The sequence below is a fragment of the Salegentibacter haimaensis genome, assembly GCF_054121495.1.
Window position 1 is genome coordinate 112,347 of sequence record NZ_JBSYGH010000002.1, and the last position, 25,818, is coordinate 138,164.

Annotated in this window: 24 protein-coding genes; 14 read left to right on the forward strand and 10 right to left on the reverse strand. The window is 43.6% G+C overall.

Features of this window, described 5'->3' with window-relative positions; genetic code table 11:
• Window positions 1-9: 9 nt before the first annotated feature.
• Window positions 10-675: a sterol desaturase family protein gene (locus ACW6QP_RS03805; protein WP_457909517.1), complete on the reverse strand. Its 666-nt coding sequence runs from the start codon at window positions 673-675 to the stop codon at window positions 10-12.
• Between the two features lie 12 nt (window positions 676-687).
• The gene (locus tag ACW6QP_RS03810) at window positions 688-1,302 is read right to left on the reverse strand and encodes a deoxynucleoside kinase (protein WP_457909518.1); all 615 of its coding nucleotides are present in this window, start codon (window positions 1,300-1,302) and stop codon (window positions 688-690) included.
• A 191-nt stretch (window positions 1,303-1,493) separates the two neighbouring features.
• Between ACW6QP_RS03810 and ACW6QP_RS03815 the strand changes: the two genes are divergently transcribed.
• Complete coding sequence (locus tag ACW6QP_RS03815) at window positions 1,494-2,423, forward strand: DUF302 domain-containing protein (RefSeq protein ID WP_457909519.1); 930 nt, start codon at window positions 1,494-1,496, stop codon at window positions 2,421-2,423.
• On the opposite strand, the gene ACW6QP_RS03820 is transcribed toward ACW6QP_RS03815, so the two are convergent.
• The 8 genes from ACW6QP_RS03820 to metK all read right to left on the reverse strand — a co-directional run bounded on the left by ACW6QP_RS03820 (window position 2,401) and on the right by metK (window position 12,588).
• Window positions 2,401-2,784, reverse strand: coding sequence for a DUF6122 family protein (locus ACW6QP_RS03820; protein WP_457909520.1), 384 nt, complete (start codon window positions 2,782-2,784; stop codon window positions 2,401-2,403). The two genes, ACW6QP_RS03815 and ACW6QP_RS03820, sit on opposite strands and share 23 nt — an antisense overlap.
• Before the next feature lie 53 nt (window positions 2,785-2,837).
• Entirely contained in the window at window positions 2,838-3,188 is a 351-nt protein-coding gene (locus ACW6QP_RS03825) for a DUF202 domain-containing protein (RefSeq protein ID WP_457909521.1), read from the reverse strand.
• Window positions 3,189-3,308: 120 nt separating this feature from the next.
• On the reverse strand, window positions 3,309-6,602 hold the full coding sequence (locus tag ACW6QP_RS03830) for an amidohydrolase family protein (protein WP_457909522.1): 3,294 nt from the start codon (window positions 6,600-6,602) through the stop codon (window positions 3,309-3,311).
• A 73-nt stretch (window positions 6,603-6,675) separates the two neighbouring features.
• The gene (locus ACW6QP_RS03835) at window positions 6,676-7,614 is read right to left on the reverse strand and encodes a pyridoxal-phosphate dependent enzyme (protein ID WP_457909647.1); all 939 of its coding nucleotides are present in this window, start codon (window positions 7,612-7,614) and stop codon (window positions 6,676-6,678) included.
• 66 nt (window positions 7,615-7,680) lie between these two features.
• Window positions 7,681-8,127 carry a universal stress protein gene (locus ACW6QP_RS03840; RefSeq protein WP_457909523.1) on the reverse strand — a complete coding sequence of 149 codons (447 nt, stop codon included), beginning with the start codon at window positions 8,125-8,127 and terminating at the stop codon, window positions 7,681-7,683.
• An 11-nt stretch (window positions 8,128-8,138) separates the two neighbouring features.
• Window positions 8,139-9,068: a 2-hydroxyacid dehydrogenase gene (locus ACW6QP_RS03845; RefSeq protein ID WP_457909524.1), complete on the reverse strand. Its 930-nt coding sequence runs from the start codon at window positions 9,066-9,068 to the stop codon at window positions 8,139-8,141.
• Between the two features lie 29 nt (window positions 9,069-9,097).
• Window positions 9,098-10,462 carry an acyl-CoA dehydrogenase family protein gene (locus ACW6QP_RS03850; RefSeq protein ID WP_457909525.1) on the reverse strand — a complete coding sequence of 455 codons (1,365 nt, stop codon included), beginning with the start codon at window positions 10,460-10,462 and terminating at the stop codon, window positions 9,098-9,100.
• 869 nt (window positions 10,463-11,331) lie between these two features.
• Window positions 11,332-12,588 (reverse strand): methionine adenosyltransferase, encoded by a 1,257-nt coding sequence (gene metK / locus ACW6QP_RS03855; RefSeq protein ID WP_457909526.1) that lies wholly within the window; start codon window positions 12,586-12,588, stop codon window positions 11,332-11,334.
• Between the two features lie 312 nt (window positions 12,589-12,900).
• Between metK and ACW6QP_RS03860 the strand changes: the two genes are divergently transcribed.
• From ACW6QP_RS03860 to cobA, 13 genes are all read left to right on the forward strand, one after another.
• Complete coding sequence (locus ACW6QP_RS03860) at window positions 12,901-13,203, forward strand: type II toxin-antitoxin system RelE/ParE family toxin (RefSeq protein ID WP_457909527.1); 303 nt, start codon at window positions 12,901-12,903, stop codon at window positions 13,201-13,203.
• Window positions 13,204-13,488, forward strand: coding sequence for an addiction module antidote protein (locus ACW6QP_RS03865; RefSeq protein ID WP_457909528.1), 285 nt, complete (start codon window positions 13,204-13,206; stop codon window positions 13,486-13,488). It abuts the gene before it with no gap.
• Window positions 13,489-14,205: 717 nt separating this feature from the next.
• Window positions 14,206-15,498 carry an O-acetylhomoserine aminocarboxypropyltransferase/cysteine synthase family protein gene (locus ACW6QP_RS03870; RefSeq protein WP_457909529.1) on the forward strand — a complete coding sequence of 431 codons (1,293 nt, stop codon included), beginning with the start codon at window positions 14,206-14,208 and terminating at the stop codon, window positions 15,496-15,498.
• 80 nt (window positions 15,499-15,578) lie between these two features.
• Window positions 15,579-16,595, forward strand: a complete 1,017-nt coding sequence (locus ACW6QP_RS03875) for an alpha/beta fold hydrolase (protein WP_457909530.1) — start codon at window positions 15,579-15,581, stop codon at window positions 16,593-16,595.
• A gap of 49 nt (window positions 16,596-16,644) precedes the next feature.
• Window positions 16,645-17,715, forward strand: a complete 1,071-nt coding sequence (locus ACW6QP_RS03880) for an aspartate kinase (protein ID WP_457909531.1) — start codon at window positions 16,645-16,647, stop codon at window positions 17,713-17,715.
• A gap of 106 nt (window positions 17,716-17,821) precedes the next feature.
• On the forward strand, window positions 17,822-18,985 hold the full coding sequence (locus ACW6QP_RS03885) for a trans-sulfuration enzyme family protein (RefSeq protein ID WP_457909532.1): 1,164 nt from the start codon (window positions 17,822-17,824) through the stop codon (window positions 18,983-18,985).
• Window positions 18,986-19,142: 157 nt separating this feature from the next.
• Window positions 19,143-19,562, forward strand: a complete 420-nt coding sequence (locus tag ACW6QP_RS03890) for an RrF2 family transcriptional regulator (protein ID WP_457909648.1) — start codon at window positions 19,143-19,145, stop codon at window positions 19,560-19,562.
• Window positions 19,563-19,673: 111 nt separating this feature from the next.
• Window positions 19,674-19,931, forward strand: coding sequence for a DUF2061 domain-containing protein (locus ACW6QP_RS03895; protein ID WP_457909533.1), 258 nt, complete (start codon window positions 19,674-19,676; stop codon window positions 19,929-19,931).
• A 2-nt stretch (window positions 19,932-19,933) separates the two neighbouring features.
• Entirely contained in the window at window positions 19,934-20,563 is a 630-nt protein-coding gene (locus ACW6QP_RS03900; RefSeq protein ID WP_457909534.1) for a phosphoadenosine phosphosulfate reductase domain-containing protein, read from the forward strand.
• Window positions 20,564-20,575: 12 nt separating this feature from the next.
• Complete coding sequence (gene cysD / locus ACW6QP_RS03905; protein WP_457909535.1) at window positions 20,576-21,475, forward strand: sulfate adenylyltransferase subunit CysD; 900 nt, start codon at window positions 20,576-20,578, stop codon at window positions 21,473-21,475.
• A 24-nt stretch (window positions 21,476-21,499) separates the two neighbouring features.
• On the forward strand, window positions 21,500-22,744 hold the full coding sequence (locus tag ACW6QP_RS03910) for a sulfate adenylyltransferase subunit 1 (RefSeq protein ID WP_457909536.1): 1,245 nt from the start codon (window positions 21,500-21,502) through the stop codon (window positions 22,742-22,744).
• A gap of 192 nt (window positions 22,745-22,936) precedes the next feature.
• Entirely contained in the window at window positions 22,937-25,027 is a 2,091-nt protein-coding gene (locus ACW6QP_RS03915; RefSeq protein WP_457909537.1) for a HEPN domain-containing protein, read from the forward strand.
• On the forward strand, window positions 25,020-25,817 hold the full coding sequence (cobA, locus tag ACW6QP_RS03920) for a uroporphyrinogen-III C-methyltransferase (protein WP_457909538.1): 798 nt from the start codon (window positions 25,020-25,022) through the stop codon (window positions 25,815-25,817). The genes ACW6QP_RS03915 and cobA overlap by 8 nt, the downstream gene beginning before the upstream one ends.
• The last annotated feature ends 1 nt before the right edge of the window (window position 25,818 follow it).

Here is a 25,818-nt window from a genome sequence, read left to right on the forward strand (position 1 = left end):
GGTACCGGGTTAATCGTCTATGCTTTTCCCCACAGCCGTACGTTGGGAAACCGGGGTTTTTCTTGGCATAGTGCCAAAAATATGATCCCAAAGCGTAGAGGAAACTCCAAAGGCACGGTCGGGTTCGCGATAATGATGAATGCTGTGGTGATGCCAAAGCACTTTCAGGAAATTATTGGGTACCTTAAAGGCGTGCACCGAGTAGTGAACTCCCAGGTAGCCGGCGTAACCAATGAGGAAACCGGCTAAAAATCCGAATACAAAATCGCCTAAAATCGCCCTGTAAATCACAAAAAGTATAGTTGCGATAAGCAAACCTAAAATTGGAGGCATTGCCAGTCTCGATTTATCTTTTGGATAATCGTGATGCACCCCGTGCATGGTATACGAGATTTTCTGCCTTTTTGGGGTGGTGGCAGGGATATGGTACAGGTATCTATGCATCAGGTATTCAACCAGGGTAAAAAAGAACATTCCGGCGAAGAAAAGCAATAGCATAGTTGGGGTTGTAAAACCTTTTTCTTCAATTCCGTAGTAGAATAAAATGGTTGCCACCGTTCCGAAGATAATTAACGGATATGCGATATGCGTATGCGTTAACTTTTCCAGAAACGGATTGTCGAAAAGCTTTGGTGAGCCCTTGTGTTTTGGTCTTTTTAATTTTGTCGATTCCATAGGTGTAAGCTTTTAAAATAAACCATGTAACTGGCCGTCTATTCGGTTAATGATATCACCCAGGTCTTCGGGTTTATCTACAAAGTTAATATTATCTACATCAACGATTAACAAATTTCCTTTATTGTAATTATGAACCCAGGCTTCGTATCGCTCATTAAGGCGGCTCAGGTAATCTATTGAAATTGAATTTTCATAATCCCGGCCGCGTTTATGAATTTGGTTCACCAGGTTGGGAATACTGCTTCTCAAATAGATGAGCAAATCTGGGCCCTGAACCACGCTTTCCATAAGATCGAACAGCGATTTGTAATTTTCAAAATCCCGGTTGGTCATAAGTCCCATTGCGTGCAGGTTGGGAGCGAAAATATGCGCATCTTCATAGATGGTTCTATCCTGAATAATTTTCTTTCCGCTCTCACGAATCTGGAGAATTTGCCTGAAGCGGCTATTCAAAAAATAGATTTGCAGGTTAAAAGACCAGCGTTCCATTTTATTGTAGAAATCTTCCAGATATGGGTTCTCGAGAACATCTTCAAATTGAGCTTCCCAATTATAATGTTTCGCTAAAAGTTTGGTGAGGGTGGTTTTACCCGCACCTATGTTTCCGGCAATGGCTACGTGCATATTTGGTTAATTTATTGGCTGGGGTCTTGGGATAAGACTTATCGATAATATGAGGGTAAATATACAAGTTTTCATTTAGCCTGCTTGGAACCTTAAAGTCATTTTTGTGAAATATTTAATGTGTTGAGAATGTTAAAATGCCACGGAATTTGCGTAAATTAAAGGAAGTTTAGCACTGGAGAATCTTCGCTATGAAAAACCTGGGCAACATATTATTACTGCTATGTTTTCTGAATTCAATTTCTGTGTTTTCGCAGCGCGGAAGCGAAAGTGGGCTTCTATTGGCTAAAAGCAATTTTGGTTTTGATGAAAGCAAAGGAAGGCTGAAGCACCTGCTTAAAACTTCGCCCGATTTTGAATTGATAGCCGAGATCGACCACGCTCAGAATGCTGCAAAAAACTCCCTGCAACTTTCTCCTTTAACTATTTTTCTGCTGCGAATTCCGGAAGCAGAAATCAAACTTATGCAACAGCAGCAATTGGCCGGATTAGACCTGCCATTACGAATTAGCCTGTACCAGGATGAAAATGAAGAGGTTTTTATGGTAGCCTCCAATCCAGATTTTTTAGGTGCCCGTTATAATTTGGGCCGTCAAAAAGAACTGCGGAAAATGAAAAACCTGCTTCACAAAAAAATCGAAAAAGCCTCGGGTGCTAAAATATCGAATTCGGGAAAATTGAAAGTGAAAGAAAATGAAGGAGTGATTCTTAAAAAAAGTCCACACGATTTTAATACCACCTACGCATTGCTTTTAAAAGAGATCGAAAGTATAGAAAAGTTAGGTTTATTTGCAGAGATAGATCATTGCGATAACGCAAGTCAATTGCAAATGGGCCTACGCCCTGCTACTTTGGTGATTTTCGGTAATCCTGATGTTGGCAGCGTTTTGATGCAAGACAACCCTCAGATTGGTCTGGAACTCCCGGTGAAAATTCTGGTTTGGCGTGATGATGCCGGCCAGGTATTTTTATCTTATAATGATCCATCCTGGCTGGCCCAGAGATTTGGGCTTGATAAAAATCTTTCGCAAATAGAAATGATGAGTAATGTTTTCGAAAAAATTAGCAAAAAAGTTACCGGGGAGAAAGACGATGAGGTTATAGCATCAAAACCCAATTGAAAATTTTGAAAAGTTCTGAGCCCGTATAACACTCTTCACATTTTGAAAACATCCAAAGACAATCGATAAAATCGGTGAGCATATGGAAAAGCAGCCCGATGAACACCAGTTTCAGGATGCGGTGTTTCACAAAAATACTTCCGAAGAAATAGACTCCAATCGCCCAGAAACTATGCAACGGGTGATAACCAATACCGCAGCGCATAGGGTCAAAAAGTGGGGTGGCAACTATATGGTCAATGTCTACGGCCATAGTGGCCAGTAAAATTAACCAGTTTCGTTTCCAGTTCTTTTTGTCATAGAACCAAGCAATAGCCCCAATGACTATAAAATGAAGAAAATAATGGGTGAAAGTTTGCAAATGGATTTATTAGAAATTCAGATAGACTGGTATGAAAAGAAGCAGTATTTCAATTAGTCGTTTTTTGTCGTGTCTTCTTCATTATCATCATCGGCTGTAGATTCGATTTTTCCTTTTAGGAGATCTTTCATTTTATTTTTGAGTACAATAAAACGCCAAATACCAACAGTTACAAAGAGCACAGAAAAAACCAGGGCCAAATAGCCAATATAATGCATCTCCTGGTATTCCTTAAGCTGAATTAAAGCCAAACCCCCCAGCAAAAAATAAAGTGCCGCCTGGGTGTAAGACAGCAGGGTACGCTCATTGGCGAGTTTGGTGCGCTCCAGGGCCAAGTGTTCCCGAATGATGCTCTCGTCTATCTTTCGGTGGGTGAAAAGTCTTCCAAATTTAACTCTTCTCATAAAATGGTATTTTCAAAAAAAAACCGGATGGTTAATTTGCTTTAAAAGTTACTAAATCCAGCTTGTTTAGGCGAATTTAAAAACTTTATTTTTAACTATCCGGTTTGAAAAATTTGCTAATTAATTATGTGTGCTCTGGCAGGTACAGCCGGGAGCGGTAAAGCTCTCTGTACTTTCGTGCCAGGGAAACGCAGCATTGTATTTATTGTTTTCCCAGTAAAAATTACCGCGTTCTTTGGGTTCGTTGCCAATTTCATTCATAGTTTCAGCATCGTATAATCTACCGTTCACCATAGTATAGATTATTGATTCTGAATTGCGAATATCCTCCAGCGGATTCTCCTCCAGCACGATCAAATCGGCCAGTTTGCCTTCTTCCAGAGAACCAATTTCGCTGCCCATACCAATATATTCTGCGCCGTTAATGGTGGCGGCCTGCAGGGCTTCCATATTGGTCATTCCGCCCATTTGAAGCAACCAAAGCTCCCAGTGGGCGCCAAGGCCCTGTAACTGCCCGTGAGCTCCCAGGTTTACTTTCACGCCAATATCGGTAAGTTCTTTTGCTGTTTCAGAAACCAGAATTGGCCCCTGTTCGTACTCTTCTTCAGGTAATTTCGTACGATGTCTGGAGCGGGAATCTACGATATATCGCGGAGTGAAATTCAACAGTCTCTCATTTTCCCAAACATTATCCTTGTCGTAGAAATAGTATTCCCCGTTAATTCCGCCGTAATTCACGATCAGGGTAGGGGTGTAGCCGGTGTTGCTGTTTCCCCAAAGGGTTTTAATGTCTTTGTAAACCGGCGCCACTGGAATATTATGTTCTATCCCGGTATGCCCGTCTACGATCATATTCATATTGTGGAAGAATGTACTTCCACCTTCCGGAACCACATTCATACCCAATTCTTTTGCAGCCTGCATAATTTGCTGGCGCTGTTCCCGGCGCGGCTGATTGTAACTTTTAACCGAAGTCGCACCAAAAGCTTTGGTTCTTCTCAAAGCCGAACGCGCATCTTCCAGGGTATTGATCACTGCCTTAAAATCTCCGTCGGCTCCGTAAAGGATAACCCCGGTTGAGTAAATTCTTGGGCCAACCATTACGCCGGCTTTGACCATTTCGGCCATACTAAAAATGGTTTCACTCAAAGCCGAAGGATCGTGCACCGTGGTCACACCAAAGGCGAGATTTGCATAAAGCGGCCAGTGTTTTTCTGGGGTAAGTCCGTAGCGAAAAGCTCCAATATGGGCGTGTGCATCTACGATACCGGGCATAATGGTTTTGCCTTCAAGGTCATAAACTTTAGCTTTATTCGGAATGTTTACTTCGGAAGCTGCGCCTACCGAAACGATCTTATTTCCTTCAATCAGGATGCTACCATTTTCGATCACCTGCTCGCCATTCATCGTGATAATGCGGGCATTGGTGAAAGCTATTTGACCAGAAGGAACATCGGTTTTTAGCTTTAAGCCGATTTTTGTCCCTTCTTCGGTAATTGGAGGAATAGAATCTGGCGAATTTTGTAAAAATGTAAATCGCTCTGAAACCTTATTGGTGAAATATTCATCGCCCAGGGTCCAATGCAGATTTTTACTGTCGTTAGACCAATGCAGGTTTAAGCCGGCATCTTTGGCGATTTGACTCACCGGTACTGTTTTGGTGTTATTATCCAAATCTACCGGACGGCCGGTCATTGGCAGCGGCGCTACATAAGCCTTGTGCAAATGCGAAAAAACCACCCATTTATTGTCGGGACTTGGCACCAGGCGATTGGCGTATTTTGAGTTGATATGGGTGCGTTCATCATTTCCTGAAAGGTCTATACTCTTCAGGCTTTTTTCGATGCTACCCATAAGGCCACCTCCTGTTTGGAAGAAAATTCGCGTTCCATCGGCGCTGTACTGCGGAAAATCTCCCGAATCGTAAATTTTTTCCATATTCTCTCCGGAAGTGCTTATCGTATAAATTCCCGGTTCCTTGCTAAAGGTTTGACCCTGGTCTGAGTTGCCTCGTTCCTTTACAAAAACTATGTTTTTCCCGTCGGGCGAAAAGGAGGGGTTTCTAAAAATCCCTTTTTCTGAAGTGAGTTTTTGAGGATTTCTTCCGTTTAAACCAACCTTCATAAGTGCGCCCATTCCCTCGTCGGTCCAGGTTACATAGGCGATCTCCTTTCCATCGGGAGAAAATGCCGGTTCAAACTCGGCTTCTTCGCTTTTGGTGATGCGCTGAGGTTTCCCGTTGGGCAGGTCTTTTTTCCAAAGTTGACCCACGGCGCTAAAGACAAGGGTTTTTCCATTTGGAGAGGTTACCGCGTGACGAATCACTTTGGCGTCGAATTCTTCAGAAAAAACCGGGTGCTCGCTGCGATGGCTTTCAGCAATTTTAATCGTGTTTTCCACTTCGAAAGGAATTACTTCGCTTTCGTAAGTCTCGATATTCACTTTGTTAATCTTCCCCTGGGCCCAAAAAACAATTTCTTTATTATTAGGCATCCATTCGTAGCCCGGATACACGCCAAAAATCGCCCAGGCTTCCTGCTGGTCTTTGCTTAGATTATCGTAAACCGGCCATTCTTCGCCGGTTTCAAGGTCGTGGATATATAAAACCGATTTGGTCCTGATGCGTTTTACAAAGGCCAGTTTTTTGCCATCTGGAGAAACCTGCGGTCTTGCTGCTCCTCCCGGACCGCCGGTGATAGTGGTGTTTTCCCCGGTTTCAAAATCGTAACGCTTTATCACATAAATCTGTTTGTTGGGATCTTTGTTGTATTGAAAAGCACCGCCGGGGTACATATCTTCACTGTAGTACAGATATTGTCCGTCGGGAGAAATGCTGGGCTCGTTTACATCCTGCTGATCGTTCTTACGTTCGGTGAGCTGCAGGCCGGCTTCCCCGCCAATATGGTAAAGCCACATTTCACCTGCACCAAGCGAGCGCCCCGAGGTAAAATGTTTTCTCGCCACCAGGGCCTGCCCATCGGGCATCCACTCGGCATTATTTAATAGTCTGAAATCTTCTTTGGTGAGTTGTTTGGCGTTTTCGCCATTGCGATCCATTATCCAGATATTATCTCCACCTGCAGCGTCGCTGGTGAAGGAGATTTTTGAACCATCTGGGCTAAACCTGGGCTGCACTTCGTATGCCATCCCACTGCGCAATGCGGTAGCTTTCCCTCCGGAAACAGGCATCGAATAAATATCGCCTAAAAGGTCAAAAACGATGGTTTTGCCATCGGGACTCACGTCCAGGTTCATCCAGGTGCCTTCATCGGTTTGAAGTTGCACCTCTTTTATATTCCAGTCATCGGAATAGGGATCATTAACATCCCATTTTTTATCGTCTTTCTTATCCTGGGCAAGCAGGCTGGTGGCGGAAAGAAGTAGGACTACCGCCGGTAGAATTCTTTGAAGCATTTTGAAGTTTTTAAATAGGAGCTAAAGATAAGAATTCTGATAAATGTTTTCTCCTGAATAAAACTGCTGAAATCTACGAAAACGGCAAATTGCTTAAATCCACATTACCTCCGGAAATAATAATCCCAATTTTCCGCCCTTTAAACTTTTCTTTCTCCCGAAGCAGCGCTGCCAGGGTCACCGCGCTAGATGGCTCCACTATGATTTTCATTCGCTCCCAAATAAGCCGCATTGCAGAAATTATTTCCTGTTCTTCAACTCTTAATATCTCTGAAACATAATTTTGAATAAGGGGGAAATTCTTGTCTCCCAGCTGAGTCTTAAGCCCGTCGGCGATGGTATTGGTGGTTTCGTTGGTTTCAATTTTTCCGCTTTTTAGGGAGCGGTATGCATCATCGACTTCAAAGGGTTCGGCGCCAAGGCAGCTGCAATCCTTTCCGAAGTACTTCACGGCAAGCGCGGCCCCGGCTAAAAGTCCGCCGCCGCCAACGGGGGTGATCACAAAATCCAAATCGGGTTGTTCTTCCAGCAATTCTATAGCGGCCGTTCCCTGCCCATAGATCACATCAAGCTGATTGGAAGGATGCAGGAAACTGGCGCCGGTTTCCTGTACTATTTTTTCAGCGGCTTCTTCACGGGCTTTTAAGGTAGGCTCGCAAATTGTGATTTTTCCGCCATAGGTTTTTACCGCTGCTTTTTTAACCTCGGGCGCCGAAGAGGGCATTACGATATAAGCAGGAATTCCCAAACTTTTCGCCGCCAGCGATACGGCCTGGGCAAAATTTCCGGAAGAATGGGTGACTACGCCTTTCTTTCGGTCATTTTCGCTTAGATTCAATATCGCAGCGGTGGCACCCCGCATTTTAAAGGCACCGGCTCTTTGAAAATTTTCGCATTTAAAGAATATCCCGGCTCCTGCCATTTCATCTATTAGCCCTGAACTTAAAACCGGGGTTTTATGTATGTGCTCTGAGATTTGCTGATGGAGCCGAGTGAATTCTTCTTTGCTGATTGGTTTCAAAATTTCTAAAATTTAAAAGTCACCTCCAAGAAAATAAAAATTTCTGAAACCTCCTGTTTATTCTTCAGCTATCGGAATAGCCAAAAATGGAATTTCGGCCTTTTTCAGCAACTCGAGTGAAACATTCTCGGCCAGCAGGTTGTAGAAAAATCCGTGTTTGTGAGTACCTACAATCAAAAGGTCGGCCTGCAATTTTTTCACTTCAGCAATGAGGGTTTCTACCGTCGAACCCTGAATTAGCAAGGCTTCAGACTCTATATCTCTATCGATAAAAAGCTCACAAATATTTTGAAGATTTCGATGTTCCTCTCGAAATTCTTCAGCCTTAATATCCCGAATATACTGCGGGCCCGGTTCATAGCCTACAAAATCGGGATTGGGCTCTGCAACGTGTACGACCCAAACCTTGGCTTCGAATTTTTTAGCGATACTTTCAGCATAAGTCATTAACTCGCCAAAACTGTCGGTAAGATCTACCGCCACAAGAATATTTTTAAATTCCATTTTTTTTAGTTTTAATAACCTATATCGCGTTTCACCTGATTCTTCAGCGGCTCCTCTTCCATCATATGTTCGTAGTTCTCCACGATTTGTGGTACAACGGCTTCCGGATGGGTGACACTGGCTATATGCGGGGTGATAAATACCTTCGGGTGTTCCCAAAAGGGGTGATCGTCGGCTAAAGGTTCCTGCCAGAAAACATCTAAAGCTGCACCTGAAAGATGGCCATTATCGATCATTTCCAGAAGATCAAGTTCCACTAAATGTTCTCCGCGGGCTACATTTACCACATAAGCGCCTTCGGGTAATTTTTCAAAAAGTTCCTTATTTAAAACTTTCTCAGTTTTGGGAGTTAATGGCAGTAGATTCACCAGAATATCAGATTTCGCCAGAAAATCATCCATCTGGTCTTCTCCTGAAAAGCTTTCTACCCCGTCGATCTCTTTAGGATTTCTTGAAAAACCGTGCACATCGAAATTGTTGTTTACCAAAATTTCAGCGGCTTTTTTTCCCAAAGTTCCCAGCCCGAGAATTCCTACTCTTACGTCCTTATTTCGTCTATAAGATTTTGGTTGCCATTGCTTTTCGGCCTGTTGTTTTGAATAATCTAAAAGGTTTCGTTGATGTTGAAGAATTAGACTCAAAATAAAATTCCCCATATCGGCCGAGAGCATATCGTCTACTACTTTGGTGACTTTAATATGTTCAGGCAACTCCTCGTCGCTGGTGATATGATCTACCCCGGCACCCATAGAAGCGATAACTTTAAGGTTTGGATAGTTTTTGAAAAGCCCACGTGGGTGCTTCCAGGTAAGTGCAAATTCTACTTCTTCTTTATTATGATCTTCCGGGTATACATAGATGTTCAATCCCGGATGTTGATTTTCCAGGGCTTCAACCCAGGCTTTCGGGTCTCTCCCCGGACTTACGATTAAAAATGACATTAAATTTCTGTTTTTTTGATAATTATTATTTAGCTCACAAATGCGCTGTAACCGGTTATGGCACGGCCAACTATGAGTGAATTTATTTCTTTGGTACCCTCGTAACTATAAATGGCTTCTGCATCGGCCACGAAGCGGGCCACATCGTGTTCGAGTAAAATCCCGTTGCCACCCATAACTTCTCGGGCCCGGCTCACCACATCGCGGGTGCGCATACTGCAAAATACCTTGGCCAGGGAGGCGTGCTCGTCTGAAAGCATGCCGGCATCCTGTAATTCTGAAAGCCTGAAAACAAGGGTTTGCATTGCGGTTAAATTGGAAAGCATCTCAACCAAATGATCCTGAATAAGCTGGTAGGAAGCTATTGGCCTTCCAAATTGTTCGCGTTTTCGGGTATACTTCAACGCGGCTTCATAAGCGCCCCGGGCACAACCCACAGCCTGCCAGGCTACCCCGGCACGGGTCATTTGAAGTACTTTGGCGGTGTCTTTAAAACTCTCGGCATTTTGGAGCCTGTCACTCTCAGGGATGATACAGTTTTCAAGGGTGATAAGGGCATTTTGCACTATACGCAAAGCCATCTTATCTTCCATTTTTTCGGCCTTAAAGCCCGGGTTCTCCTTGCGAACCAAAAAACCTTTAACCTGGTTGGAATCCTCATCCCTGGCCCAGATCACGATCACATCGGCGAAAGTGGCGTTACCAATCCATTTCTTTTGTCCGTTTAAAATCCAGTTTTCCCCATCGAATTTACAGGTGGTTTCCAGGCCGCCGGCCACGCCAGAGCCTACATTGGGCTCGGTTAAGCCAAAGGCCCCTATTTTTTCGAGTTTTTGCATCTTCGGAAGCCATTCCTGTTTTTGGTCTTCGCTGCCGCAGAGGTAAATGGAACCCATCGCCAGGCCACTATGTACCCCGAAAAATGTAGAAATTGAAACATCTACCCTGGCGATTTCCTGGGCGATGATTCCTTCCATCAAAAATGGAAGGTTAGGGCAGCCATAACCTTCGTAAGGCACCCCGGTTATATTGAGCTTTTTAAATTTTTCGATGATCTCGAAAGGAAATTTCGCGCGATTCCAATGATCGTTTACTAAAGGACGAACCTCGTCTTCCATAAAATTGCGCACCTCCATTTGTAGCTTGCGCTGGTCTTCGTTTAATTTGAGGTCCAGGTTGTAAAAATCACCGTCGATGGGAGGCAAATCACTTTGACCTTTTCGACGCTTGGTTTTTAACATTTTCATCAGGCCCTTGAGTTGACGCTCGTCGAGCGTACCCAAAGTTTTCATCGCTTCCGAAAGATCGATTTGCTTATTGATTTTGGCCAGTTGATCCAGATCAACCGACTTGAGAAGGCTAAAGGTGTTGCGAACTTTTTTAAAAACGGACATTTAGTGTGGGATTGGTTGGATATTAAAATTAGGAATAATAAATCCTGCCCGTTGTTAAAGCTTTCCGAAGAAAACGTCAAAAAAATCAGGTCCCTGTGGCAATGTCGAAAAAGATTGCGATTTGCACTTTCTTGTAAGGTCTCAAAGGTCTTGTTGGGGTTTTGGGAGAAAGCAGGGTTTTGTTTGCTACACTTCGGGTTGAATCCAGACCTACAAGGTTTGCTAAACCTTGTAGGAGGTTTGTTTTTCCTTGGGATCTGTCTGGAATAAGTCTTTCCTGCAAGGTCTCCAGGATCTTGTAGGTATTTTGGAGAAAGGTGGGTTTTGTTTGGTTCTCTTCGGGTTGAATCCAGACCTACAAGTTTTGCTAAACCTCGCAGGAGGTTAGTTTTCTTCTGCAGAATTCATTCCTTTGGGAGTAGGTCTTTCCTGCAAGGTCTCAAAGACCTTGTAGGTATTTTGGAGAAAGGTGGGTTTTGTTTGGTACACTTCGGGTTGATTCCAGACCTACAGGGTTAATAAAACCTTGCAGGAGGTTGGTTTTTTCCTGGGATTTTGTCTGGAATAAGTCTTTCCTGTAAGGTCTCCAGGACCTTGTAGGTATTTTGGAGAAAGGTGGGTTTTGTTTGGTACACTTCGGGTTGATTCCAGACCTACAAGGTTTGCTAAACCTTGCAGGAGGTTTGTTTCTCCTTGGGATCTGTCTGGAATAAGTCTTTCCTGCAAGGTCTCCAGGACCTTGTAGGTATTTTGGGAGGAAGGCAGGGTTTTGTTTGGTACACTTCGGGTTGATTCCAGACCTACAGGGTTAAAAAAACCTTGCAGGTTTGAGGTCCTGCAAGGTCTAATAGTTTAGGTGAGTTTTATTTTTATAAATCAAATGCCTTTTTCACCTTGTCTACATAATCCAGTTTTTCCCAGGTAAAAAGCTCTACTTCGCGGGTGACTTTGCCATTGTAGGGGCTTTCAAAAACCTTGGTGAGGGTTCGGGGTTCTTTTCCCATATGCCCGTAAGCTGCGGTTTCACGGTAGATCGGGTTGCGAAGCTTCAGTCGTTCTTCGATGGCAGCGGGGCGCATATCGAAAATTTCAGCTACCTTTTTTGCAATTTCACCATTTTTGAGGTTTACCTTAGAAGTTCCGTAGGTATCTACAAAAATTGAAGTGGGTTCCACCACGCCAATAGCATAAGACACCTGCACCAAAACCTCGTCGGCAACCCCGGCAGCTACCAGGTTCTTGGCGATATGTCTTGCAGCATAAGCCGCTGAACGGTCTACCTTACTCGGGTCTTTTCCTGAAAAAGCTCCGCCGCCGTGGGCGCCTTTACCACCGTAAGTATCCACGATAATCTTTCTTCCGGTTAAGCCGGCATCCCCGTGTGGGCCGCCGATTACAAACTTCCCTGTAGGGTTGATGTGATAGGTGATTTCATCGTTGAACAACTTTTGGACATATTCGGGTAATTGTTTCTTCACCCTCGGAATAAGTATCTCGATAATATCTTTTTTGATCTGAGCCAGCATCTTATCATCATCTTCATCAAATTCATCGTGCTGGGTAGAAACCACTATCGCTACAATTTTCTGCGGCATATTATCATCGCTGTATTCAATAGTCACCTGACTCTTGGAATCGGGACGCAGGTAGGTCATTTCTTTGCCTTCCCGTCTAATTTTGGCCAGTTCGATAAGAATCTTATGAGAAATATCCAGTGCCAGGGGCATATAATTTTCGGTTTCGTTAGTGGCGTAGCCGAACATCATTCCCTGGTCGCCGGCGCCCTGTTCCTCCTTATTTCCACGGTCAACTCCCTGATTGATTTCCTGGGATTGTTCGTGAATTAGCGAGATTACCCCGCAGGAATCCCCGCTGAATTTGTAGGCTCCCTTGGTGTACCCTATGTCATTTATCACATCGCGGGCTATGGTTTGCACGTCCAGGTAAGTATCGCTACGCACCTCTCCTGCAAGCACAACCTGCCCAGTAGTAACAAGGGTTTCGCAGGCCACTTTAGATTCAGAATCGAAAGCTAAAAAGTTATCAAGTAGAGTATCGCTGATTTGATCGGCGATTTTATCGGGGTGCCCTTCAGAAACACTTTCTGAAGTAAATAAATATGCCATATTTCTTTTGAATTATAGAATTATGGGCTGAATTTGACGGGCGAAGCTAAGAGGAGTAGTGACACTGCTTTAGCATTTTTCAATACAACTAAGTGTATTAAGGGTTGCAATCAGTCAAATCCTTCCCTTGAAATTATTCGGTTACAAATGTATAAAAATAAGTGAGAATCAAAATTTCTTTTGAAAGCTTTAATAATATTTTCTTCTTTGGAAAATGCGCTGGCTTAATTTAATTTTTCAACTCTATATGTCTTTTTGATTTTGTAATATTAAAAATGTCTATTTTTGTATCTAAATGGATACATTTATTAAATGTTGATTATTGAAAAAACATCTGAGTTCGATAGATGGATTAGGAAATTGAAAGATCTGCGGGCAAGAGCTAAAATCCTATACCGAATTCAAAAGCTTGAAACTGATGAACATTTCGGAGATTTTAAATTTGTTGGTGGTGGGATAAACGAGATGCGCATAAATTATGCTAAAGGTTATCGGGTGTATTTTAAGCAAAAGGATGGCAAAATCATAATCCTTTTAATTGGGGGAGATAAATCAACGCAACAGAAGGACATCGAAACCGCAAAAAAAATTTGGGACAGAATAAAAAATGAATGAATGGAAACTACAAAATTAGACATAGCCGACTATTTAGATAGTGACGAAATGATTGCTGAATATCTCAATACCGTACTTGAAGATGGGGATAGTTCTGATTTAATAGTAGCAATTGGACATATTGCAAAGGCGATAGGAATGACAAAAATTGCAGAAAAAACCGGAATGAGTAGATCAAGTCTTTATAAGGCATTAACTGTTGGAGCCAAACCACAATTTGAAACCATATTTAAGGTATTGAAAGCTATTGGTGGACAAATCAAGGTCAAACCCTTATCTGCATAAGGAAGGGATTGTTTTTAATAACCATTGAAGTTTATTTCTCAAATAAGTCTTTCTTTTACCAGGTTTTTTTGGTGATTATCAAGATTTCAGGTTTGATTTTCCGAATAGTAAAATAATTTTTCTTCAAAAAAATAATTTCATAAAAATGAAGTGGCGGTTTGGATATTAAAAATTTCTACCCTTATCTTTGTAGCCAACAAAACAACGAAATGTACCAGTTTATTTGCAATATGATGTGTATGATGATGTGGAAAACCTCCGCAGCGCGCACTATTGCATAAAACTGAAAAGATATTTGCATTAAGCCGCTGCCACCGCAGCGGCTTTTTTTGTTTAAGTCATTTCCACGAAGGTGGAAATCTCAAAAAAACAAAAGGTGTCATTTCCGTAAAGACGGAAATCTTAAAAAGAAGAATAAATTATAATAATAGTTTCCTGCTCCCGATGGCTATCGGGACGGGAAAGACGAAAAGAAAAATTTATGAGTATTAATCTGTCAATAGCGAAAAAAATGATGCAGGCCATTATGATGATGTGTATGTGTATGCACATGAAATGCTATTGCCAGAACAGAATGTAACTTAGTTTGTTTAGAGTTCAATTCAAGTCCCCCTGGTAATAGCAATTCCAGGGGGACTTTTTTATGCCTTAGGCATAATGCTCACGAAGGTGGGCATCTCTTAAAATCAAGAATCAAAACTTTAAAAAACTAATATCATGAGTACTCAAAAATTTTCAACCAACGCACTTCACGCAGGCCACGATGTTACCGCTAACGCAGGAACCAGAGCCGTGCCTCTTTACCAGTCGACTTCTTATGTTTTTAAAAATGCGCAGCACGCCGCCGATCTGTTTTCTCTGGCCGAACCGGGCTTTATCTACACCCGAATCAACAATCCCACTAACGATATTCTCGAGCAGCGGCTTGCCGCTTTAGAAGGAGGAATAGCAGCAGTGGTAACCGCATCGGGAACGGCTGCAATCAACACAACTCTTCTAACTTTATTGAAAGCCGGAGATCATATTGTGGCTTCCAACAGTCTATATGGCGGCACTTATAATTTGCTTAGTGTAACCCTGCCCAGGCTGGGAATCACTACTAGCTTTGTTGATCCTTCGAATCCAAAAAACTTTAAAAAAGCGGCCAAAGAAAATACCAGGGCCTTTTTTGTGGAATCCCTTGGGAATCCAAAACTCGATGTATTAGATCTTAAAGCAATTTCTGCGGAAGCCAAAGAATTTAAGGTTCCGTTTATTGTAGATAATACAGTGGCTACCCCTTCATTGCTGAAGCCTATTGAACACGGGGCCGATATCGTAATTGAATCGCTTACCAAATACATCAATGGAAATGGAACGGCCCTGGGAGGTGCCATTATCGACGCCGGAAGATTCGACTGGGCCAACGGGAAATTTCCTGAATTCACCGAACCTTCACCCGGCTATCACGGCCTGGTGTACCACGAAGCTTTAAAAGAAGCTGCCTTCATCGCCAAAGTTAGAATTGAAGGATTGCGCGATCATGGCGCGGCATTGAGCCCTTTTAATGCCTTTCAGATAATCCAGGGATTGGAAACTCTGGAAATTCGAATTAAACAGCATAGCGAAAATGCCCTGGCTTTGGCCAAATGGCTTCAGGAGCAACCCGAGGTGAAATGGGTGAATTACCCGGGGCTGGAGAATAGCAAATATTATAAGCTGGCCCAGGAATACCTTCCGAAGGGGCAAAGCGGAGTGGTGACCTTTGGAGTTGAAGGCGGCTACGAATCGGCCCGGGTTGTTGCCGATGAGACCAAACTTTTCTCCTTGCTCGCCAATATTGGGGATACTAAATCGCTCATCATTCACCCCGCAAGTACCATCCACCAGCAGTTAAGCGAGGAGCAACAGGCGACCACCGGGGTTACCCAGGATCTTATAAGATTATCGGTTGGACTGGAAGATGTGGAAGACCTGAAGAACGATCTAAAAGAAGCGTTTTCAAAAATTGGAAAAAAAGCATTGGTATAATCATTTGTTGGTTGGAAGGCTATAGGGAAAAGCATCCAGGTTAAGTCTTTTCCCTTAAGGCCTTTCGAAAAAAGGAAAATATGCTTCAGGAGATCTGTTTAAAAAATTTTGAAAATTCCGCCGGAAGGTTCCAGGACATAAACTTGAGTTTCCAGCACTTTGGGCAGCCTTTAGAAATTGCTCCCATCGTGCTTGTGAATCACGCGCTCACCGGTAATTCCCAAATCACCGGGGAGAATGGTTGGTGGAGTGGGATCGTAGGCCCCGGGAAAACAATCGATACAGAGCACTATGCTGTTCTGGCCTTTAATATTCCGGGTAACGGATTCAACGGAAAAAAAGAAGATCTTATTGAGAATTACAGGGAATTCAGGTTAAAGGATATTGCAAAAATCCAGGCCTTAGCGCTGGGAGCTTTAGGAATTGAAAAATTATATGCGATTATTGGAGGCTCTATTGGCGGAGCACTGGCCTGGGAACTCGCCGCACTTAAACCGGAACTGGCCGAAAATATCATTCCCATAGCGACCGATTATAAGGCGACCGACTGGGTGCTGGCAAATTGCAAGGTACAGGAGCAAATTTTAAATAACTCGAATGCACCTGTGAAAGACGCGCGTATGCACGCGATGACCTTTTATCGTACGCCGCAATCGCTTACCAAAAAATTTAATCGAAGCAGGGAAGAACAAAAAGCCTGTTACAAGGTAGAAGGTTGGTTACAATATCACGGCGATAAACTGGAGGAAAGATTTCAGTTGGCTTCATATAAATTGATGAACCATCTGCTAACTACCATAGATATTAGCAACGGCAGCGGAAATCACCTGGAGGCCGCCAAAAAGATTGAAGGTCATATTCATATTATAACGGTGAATTCAGATTGGTTTTTTCTGGCCGATGAAAATTGGGAAACCTATGTAGACTTATCCCTGGCCAAACCCAATGTGAGCATTCACGAAATTAAATCGATTCACGGGCACGATGCTTTTCTAATCGAAGCCTCTCAACTCGCCCGTTTTTTACGACCGGTTTTTAAAACCGATAAAATTGAAAAAGAGTCAGGTAGAGTCTTAGACTCACAAAGCTGGTTATAAAGAGAAATAGAGCTCCAGAGGAGCGAAAAAACCGCAAGAATTCAATCAAATGAAAAAAATAAACATCATCATATTTGGAGTAGGTAATGTGGGAAGCACGCTTATCACCCAACTTCTCAATACCAAACAAAAATGGAAAGAACAGGGGATAAAGTTGGAAATCCCCGTAATTGCCAATTCGCGAAAAGCATTATTTAAATCTGAAGGCATAGAGGAAAGCTGGAAGGAAGAGCTGGCAACCAAATCGGAATCTTACGAGTTAAAGGATATTCTGGAATTCAGCAAAAATAACAAGTTGGAAAATCTTATCGCGGTAGACGCTACAGCCAGCCAGAACCTGGTTTTGGAATATCCAAAGCTGGTGCGCAGTGGTTTCAACCTGGTAGCGGCCAACAAAGTGGCCAACACGCTTTCCGATGAATTTTATACCGAATTGAGAAAGGAACTGGAAACACATCAGAAGCATTTCTATTATGAAACCAATGTGGGTGCAGGTTTGCCAATTGTGCAAACCGTGCAGGGATTGCACCAGGCCGGGGAGAAAGTGACTAAAATCCGTGGGGTGTTTTCGGGTTCTCTGAGCTATATTTTTAATAGTTTTTCAGATTCTGAATCGGGTTTTTCTGAAGTTTTAAAACAGGCCGGGGAATTAGGTTTTACCGAGCCCGATGCCCGCGAGGATCTGTCAGGAAATGATGTGGGGCGAAAACTGTTAATTCTTGCAAGGGAGCTTCAGCTGAAAAAAGAACTGAAGGAAGTGAAAATTCAATCGCTTATTCCCGAAAAATTAAACGGAAAAACTTCCGCAGCAGAGTTTCAGCAAAGAATTTCAGAATTAGATGAAATTTTTGAAAAGCATAAGCAGAATCTGGCGAAAGATCACGTGCTGCGCTATATAGGTGAAATTCGGGTGGGGAAGGCCAGCCTCGAAGCCAAACTCATTTCTGAACCCCGCAACACTGCCCTGGGCCAGATTAAAGGAGCCGATAACATTTTTGAAATTTATACTGAATCCTATGGAAATCAGCCCTTGGTGATTCAGGGAGCCGGGGCCGGGGCTGCAGTAACCGCCCGTGGGGTGGTTAGCGATGTCCTGAAATTATCGCAAAGGCTTAATTAATAAAACAGGAAACTACCTCAGGGCTAACCCGTGTGAGGTATAAAAATTAAATTTCGAGGCAGACCTCGGAAAATATTAATCCCGTTTATCGGGAAAAACCAACGAGATGTATTTTGAAACCGAAGCCATAAGAACCCAAACCGAAAGAACGCAGTTTTTGGAGCATTCCACACCGCTGTATCTCACTTCGAGCTATGTTTTTGAAGATGCCGAGGATATGAGAGCCTCCTTTGCTGAAGAAAAAGAGCGCAATATATACAGCCGGTTTACCAACCCCAACACTTCAGAGTTTGTTGAGAAAATCACTAAAATGGAAGGCGCCGAGGCAGGCTTTGCCTTCGCAACCGGGATGAGCGCTGTTTTTTCGACGCTGGCAGCATTGCTTGATAGCGGGGACCATATCCTTTCGGCCAGGGCGGTTTTTGGTTCAACTCATAGTTTGTTTACCAAATTTTTTCCGAAGTGGAATATCTCGCATAGCTACTTTAATGTAGATGAGGTAGATCAAATCGAGAACTTAGTTAGGCCCGAGACCAAAATCATTTTCGCTGAAAGCCCCACCAATCCCGGGGTTGATATTCTTGACCTCGAACTGCTGGGGAAAATTGCTGAAAAACACAATCTGATTTTAATTATAGATAATTGCTTTGCGACGCCCTACTTGCAAAATCCCATAGAATTTGGATCGGACCTGGTCATACATTCGGCTACCAAATTAATCGACGGGCAGGGCAGAGTGCTGGGTGGCGTAACGGTAGGAAATGCCGATTTAGTTAGAGAAATTTACCTGTTCTCCCGAAACACCGGCCCGGCTTTATCGCCATTTAATGCCTGGGTCTTATCAAAAAGCCTGGAAACTTTGCCTGTGCGTTTAGACCGGCACTGTGAAAACGCCTTGAAAGTAGCCGAATTTCTGGAGACGCAGCCCAATGCCGATAAGGTAAAATATCCTTTTTTAAAGTCGCATCCGCAATATGAAATCGCAAAAAAACAAATGAAGGCCGGGGGCAATATAATTTCCTTTGAAATTAAAGGAGGAATTGAAGCCGGTAGGAAATTCATCAATGCAATTGCGCTTTGTTCGAGGTCGGCAAACCTGGGAGATACCCGCAGTATAGTGACGCATCCGGCCTCAACCACACATAGCAAATTAAGCGAGGAAGACAGACTGGAAGCCGGGATTACTGATGGGTTGGTGAGGGTTTCGGTAGGACTGGAACACCCCGAAGATATAATTAATGATCTGGCTCAGGCCTTAAACAGCAATTAAGATGAATGAATTTCAGGAAACAGGGAAATGGGGTAGCAGTGCGACGACTTTAATTGACCTGCCGCTGGAAGTAGCTGAAGGAATATCAGGAAGAATTCTTAAACAGTATTTCAATTCCGGTTTTCGGGTAAAATATTTATTTAAGTATCTTCGTGAAATGCTTTCAAAAAAGACCAAATACGGGATCAAGGCCCTGGCCTATATCGCCTCCCGGGAGGATAAAAAACCCGTACAAACTTCAGAAATCTCAAAAAGCGAGAATATCTCCCTGAAATTCCTCGAAAGCATTCTGCTCACCTTGCGCAAAACCGGATTTCTCGGTTCTAAAAAAGGCAAAGGTGGGGGCTATTATCTAATTAAAGAACCAAAGGAGATCAAGATGACCTCGGTGATACGGGTTCTGGAAGGGCCTATTGCAATGGTGCCTTGCGTAAGCCTTAATTATTATGAAAAGTGCGACGACTGTCCCGATGAGGCGACCTGTTCGGTTCACGCTTTAATGATACAGGTGAGGGATAGCACGCTTAAGGTTTTGGGAGAGAATACACTGGCCGATCTTGCCAGAGTGAAGAAATAAATGTTAAAGACTGAAATTTAGCCACGTATTAATTGGTGGTCCCGATTGTGAAAAGTATTTTTGCTTTAAAACCTACTTGCCCGATAGGGTAATAGAAAATAAGAAGAAACAATGCTTATGTTATTAAAAACCCGGCAGGCTGAAAAGACCTTCAAGGAAGATCGTTCTGGCGAGAAGCCTATACGCAGCGTCCTTAAGACCATAAGCTGGAGAACTGTAGGCACCCTTGATACCATTGTGATAAGCTGGGTGTTAACAGGGAAGGTAGAAACTGCCCTGGCCATTGGATCGGTAGAGTTGGTAACAAAAATGATATTATACTTTGGGCACGAACGGCTGTGGAACGCCATAAACTTTGGAAAGGAATAAATATGAAAAAGCTTAGTGAAAATCAGTTAAAGGAGCTAAACGCGCAGTTTCGAGGAATTAGCCCTGAAGAGATCATACAGTGGGTGCTTTCCAACGCCGGAAGGCCGGTGGTTACCACGAACTTCAGGCCCTATGAGGCGGCGATCTTGCACGCGGTTTCCAAAATTGAGCCTAACATTAAAGTAATTTGGTGCGATACGGGTTACAATACCCCACAGACTTACCGGCACGCCAACCAGGTGATCGAGCAATTAGATTTAAATGTAAAGCTCTATTCTCCAAAGCAAACCGCAGCTTACAGAGATGCGATTTTTGGCGGAATTCCCGAGGTAAATTCTTCCCAGCACGAAGAGTTTACCAGGCAGGTAAAGCTGGAACCATTTCAGCGGGCAATGAAACAACAAAAACCCGATGTATGGTTCACCAACCTGCGCAAGGGCCAAACCGCTTTTAGAGACAGTATCGATATTTTGAGTTACAGTAAAGATGGGATTTTGAAAGTGAGTCCGTTTTACCATTGGGACGATGAAAGATTGGACACCTATCTGAAGAAGCATAATTTGCCCAATGAATTCAAATACTTCGATCCAACCAAGGTATTGTCTAACCGGGAATGTGGGTTACACGCCTAAAATTAGAAAGAAATGACAAGAATTTTAAAACAAAACAGCCTGGAGAGCGAGGCGATTTATATTTTCAGGGAGGTAGTGGCGCAGTTTGAGAATCCGGTTTTGCTTTTTTCGGGCGGGAAGGATTCTATTACGCTGGTGCGGCTGGCTCAAAAAGCCTTTTACCCTGGGAAAATTCCTTTTCCGCTCCTACATATAGATACCGGGCATAATTTTCCGGAAACCATCGAATTTCGCGACAAACTGGTAGCCGAATTAGGCCTTGAACTAATCGTGAGAAATGTGCAGGACGATATAGATAACGGAAAAGCCATCGAGGAAAAAGGCAAATATTCCAGCCGAAATTCCCTGCAAACCAACACGCTTTTAGATGCTATAGAAGAATTTAAATTCGATGCCTGTATTGGTGGGGCACGCCGCGATGAGGAAAAGGCCAGGGCCAAGGAGCGAATATTCTCGGTGAGAAATGATTTTGGAGAATGGGATGAAAAAAATCAGAGGCCCGAAGTTTTTGATATGCTCAACGGGCGAATCGAAATTGGACAGAATGTAAGGGTTTTTCCTATTTCCAACTGGACCGAGCTTGATGTTTGGAGCTATATCGCTGCTGAAGGAATTGAAATTCCCTCGATTTATTACGCGCATCAGCGTGAGATCTTTGAACGCGACGGTTTGCTTTGGTCGGCTTCAGAATATGTATACCGGGAAGAAGATGAAAAAACCGAGCTGCGTACCGTGCGATTCAGAACTGTTGGCGATATGACCTGTACCGCCGCAGTGGAATCGGAAGCCGATTCTATTGAAAGAATAGTTCAGGAAATTAGAGAATCCAGCATTTCAGAACGCGGCGCCCGAATAGACGATAAACGTTCTGAAGCCGCGATGGAAACCAGAAAACAACAGGGATATTTTTAAATCCGCAACTCTAAAAAATTAAAAATGGAAGTTTTAAAAATAGCAACGGCGGGAAGTGTAGACGACGGTAAGAGTACGCTTATAGGGCGATTGCTTTATGACACCCGCTCGCTTACAACCGATAAAATTGAGGCCATTGAAAAAGCCAGCCGTAGAAATGGTTTGTATTACCTCGATTTTTCCCTGGCTACCGATGGCCTGGTTGCCGAGAGGGAGCAGGGTATTACCATAGATGTGGCCCATATTTATTTTTCCACTCCTAAGAAAAGCTACATCATTGCCGATACGCCCGGCCACGTGGAATATACCCGAAATATGGTGACCGGGGCTTCTACCTCGCAGGCTTCTATCATTTTGATCGATGCCAGAAAAGGAGTGATCGAGCAAACCTACCGACACTTTTTTATCAACAACCTGCTTCGGGTAAAAGAAGTGATCGTGGCGGTAAATAAAATGGATCTGGTGAATTATTCTGAAGAAGTCTTTAACGAGATCGTTGCCGATTTCAAGGAACTGCAACAAAAAAGCGACTTCAAAGAGCAAAAAATCACCTTTATCCCGGTTTCGGCGCTTTGGGGAGAAAATATTGCTGAAAGTTCGTCGGCGATGAGCTGGTATTCTGGTGACACGGTTTTAGAGCATTTAGAAAATATCAAAACTGAAGATTTCCGAGAAGAGTCCCGGGCAAGATTTGCGGTGCAAACCGTAATTCGTCCAAAAACTGAAGAATTTCACGATTATCGCGCCTATGCCGGGAAGATCACCGGAAGCAGCTTTAAAGTGGGCGATGAGGTTACCGTATTGCCATCCCTAACCACTTCCACCATTAAAAGCATCTCTTTTTTTGAGGAGGAATTTGACGAAGCCCCGGCGGGAAGCTCGGTTACCATTAGTCTGACCGATGATATCAATGTGGCCCGGGGAGATATGTTGGTGAAATCTGGAGAGGAGCCGCAACAAACCCGCGAACTCAATGCAACAATTTGCTGGATGGATGGTAAAGCCCTTCTGCCCGGGACCAAATATGTGTTGCAGCATAATACCCGCGAGGTTTTGGCAAAAATTGACCGAATCGACGGGCAGGTTTCCACAAATTTTGAAGAGCTACAAGTAGCGAATTCGCTTAAGCTAAACGAAATCGGCAAGGTGAGCCTGAAATTAAGCAAACCCCTGTTTGCCGATAATTATAACGAAAATAAAGCCAACGGCAGGTTCATTTTGGTAGATACGCAAACCAATACCACTGCCGGAGTCGGATTTATTAAATAGAAAATTAGTGAATTTTTGTAAAGCACATAAGATGTGGAGAATGTGTATGCGCCGGCCGCCTACCTGGGAGTGTTTTTTATAAACTCATTTATAAAAAGTCCTTTTAGGTAAAGCCGAAAAAGGACTTTTTTATTTCCGGAAATCCGGAGAATTAGATTAACCGAATTGCCAAAAGGCACAAAAACAAAGATTATGCAAAGTTTTAGAACCGAAATTGAAAATCCCGTTGTCGAGCAAGACATTCTGGATTTGGAGAAGAAAATACGCCTTTTCCGCGAAGGAAAGGCCGATGAGGAAAAATTCCGAAGCCTGCGTTTAGCTCGTGGAGTTTACGGGCAACGCCAGGCTGGAGTGCAGATGGTTCGAATAAAACTGCCTTTTGGTAAAGTGACTTCGGAACAACTGCATAGAATCGCCGATGTTTCCGATGAATATTCTACCGGAAGGCTGCATATCACTACCCGGCAGGATATTCAGATTCACCACGTAAGTCTGGATCGCACCCCCGAATTATGGGCGCAGCTGGAAAGAGACGACATCACCCTTAGGGAGGCTTGTGGAAATACCGTGCGAAATGTTACGGCATCGCCTACAGCGGGAATCGATCCTAAGGAGCCATTTGATGTTTCGCCTTATGCCGAAGCAACTTTTAAATTTTTTCTTCGGAATCCCATTTGCCAGGAAATGGGCCGAAAATTTAAAATTTCGTTCTCTTCTTCTGAAGAAGATACGGCACTAAGCTACATTCACGATCTTGGTTTTATCGCAAAACTGAAAGACGGAAAACGCGGCTTTAAAGTAATGTTAGGCGGCGGCCTGGGTTCGCAGCCCCGCCACGCCGACGAACTTTACGATTTTCTTCCGGTTGAAGAACTAATTCCGCTTATTGAAGGAGTCTTGCGGGTTTTCGATCGCCACGGCGAGCGGGCCAAAAGAATGAAAGCCCGAATGAAATATCTCATCAAGGATATAGGTAAAGAAGAATTTATGAAGCTGGTGGCAGCACAGCAAACCGCACTTTCACAAAATGTTCCGGCTTTTGAGATTAAAAAATTTGAGGCAGTGCCGCCGCTTCAGCAGATAGACTTGCCTAAGGTGGAAATCAATTCTGAAGAATTTGAAGCCTGGAAAAACACCAATGTTTTTCCACAGAAGCAAAAAGGCTTATTTGCTGTGGGGATTCGGGTGCCGCTTGGCGATTTTTACACCGGGGCGGCCAGAAAACTGGCAGATCTCATAAAAAAATATGCCGGGAACGAATTGAGATTCACCCTAAGGCAGGATATTTTAATTCGTCACGTGAGGGAGGAATTGTTGCCATTTTTCTATTCAGAATTAAAGCAGCTGGGATTTGCTGAAACGGGATATAATAAAACCGTCGATATCACTGCCTGCCCCGGAACCGATACCTGTAACCTGGGAATCGCCAGCAGTACAGGGATTGCCGATGTGCTGGAAGATGTGTTGAAAGAGGAATTTCCTCAGTTTTCCAATGGGAAAGATATCACCATAAAAATCAGCGGCTGTATGAATGCCTGCGGGCAGCATAATATGGCCGAGATCGGGTTTCAGGGAATGTCGATCAAAGTGGGCAAACAGGTGGCGCCTGCGCTTCAGGTGTTGCTTGGGGGCGGCACCCTGGGTGACGGAAAAGGTCGATTTGCAGATAAAGTAGTAAAAGTGCCCAGCAAACGCGGTCCCGAAGCTCTTCGAATTTTGCTGAATGATTTTGAGACTAATTCAATTTCCGAAGAAAAATTCGCAGACTATTACGATCGCCAGGGCAAGACCTATTTCTACGATTTGTTAAAAGACCTGGCCGATACTACCAATCTCAGCGAAAATGATTTTGTGGATTGGGGTCACGAAAAGCCTTATATCAAGGCAGTGGGAGTGGGCGAATGCGCCGGGGTGGTCATAGACCTTATCGCTACGCTTTTATTTGAAAGCGAAGAGAAGATAGATAATGCAAAAAGCGCTCTTGAGCGTAAGGCCTGGGCCGACAGTATTTATCATTCCTATACTTCGATCGTGAATTCGGCAAAAGCTTTATTGCTTTCTGAAGATTTGAAGACCAATACCCAGGCAGGGATCATTTCCCAGTTCGATGAATTGTTCGTGTCAACCGGTAAGATTGAATTAGCGACTTCTTTCAAAGATTTCGCTTACCAGTTGAATGAAAATGAGCCTTCAGAGGCTTTCGCCAGTAAATATTTAGAAGACGCGCAGCTATTTCTGAAAAGGGTAGATGCCTATAGAACAAAGGAGGTACAAAATGTATAATTCAGCAAGATTAAGTGTGGTAGGTGCCGGGCCGGGCGATCCTGAATTAATCACTGTAAAAGCGGTTAATGTATTGAAATCGGCAAAAGTGGTGCTATATGATGCCCTAATAAACCGGGAACTGCTGGACTATGCGCCGCAGGCAGAGCACATTTTTGTAGGAAAACGTAAAGACAAACATAGGTTCTCCCAGGACGAGATCAATGAGCTTATTGTGAAATTTGCGCTCGAACGGGGACATGTGGTAAGACTCAAAGGAGGCGATCCCTTCATCTTCGGAAGGGGCTCTGAGGAGATCAATTTCGTTAAAAAACACGGATTGGAAACTGCTGTGGTTTCGGGAATAACTTCATCCATTGCGGTGCCGGCCAATGTGGGAATTCCTTTAACCCAAAGAGGCACCTCAGAAAGTTTTTGGGTGATCACCGGGACTACCAGTCAGAAAAGACTATCTGAAGATGTACGCCTGGCTGCACAATCTACGGCAACGGTGGTGATCCTGATGGGGATGGGAAAATTGAAAGAAATCGTTGAGGTTTTCAGGGAAAACGGGAAAAAAGATTGCCCCGTAGGCATCATTCAAAATGGAACTACCGATAATGAAAAATCAGGATTTGGAACTATAAAAAGTATCGAAAAAGTGGTTGCTGAAAGGCAATTAACGGCTCCTGCAATTATCGTGATTGGCGAGGTGGTAAGAGAAAGCAGAAGATTAGAGCCAGTATTGCAGAACGCAATTCAAGAATCAGTAATAATAAATTCCCTCCCGATAGCTATCGGGAGGGGCTAGG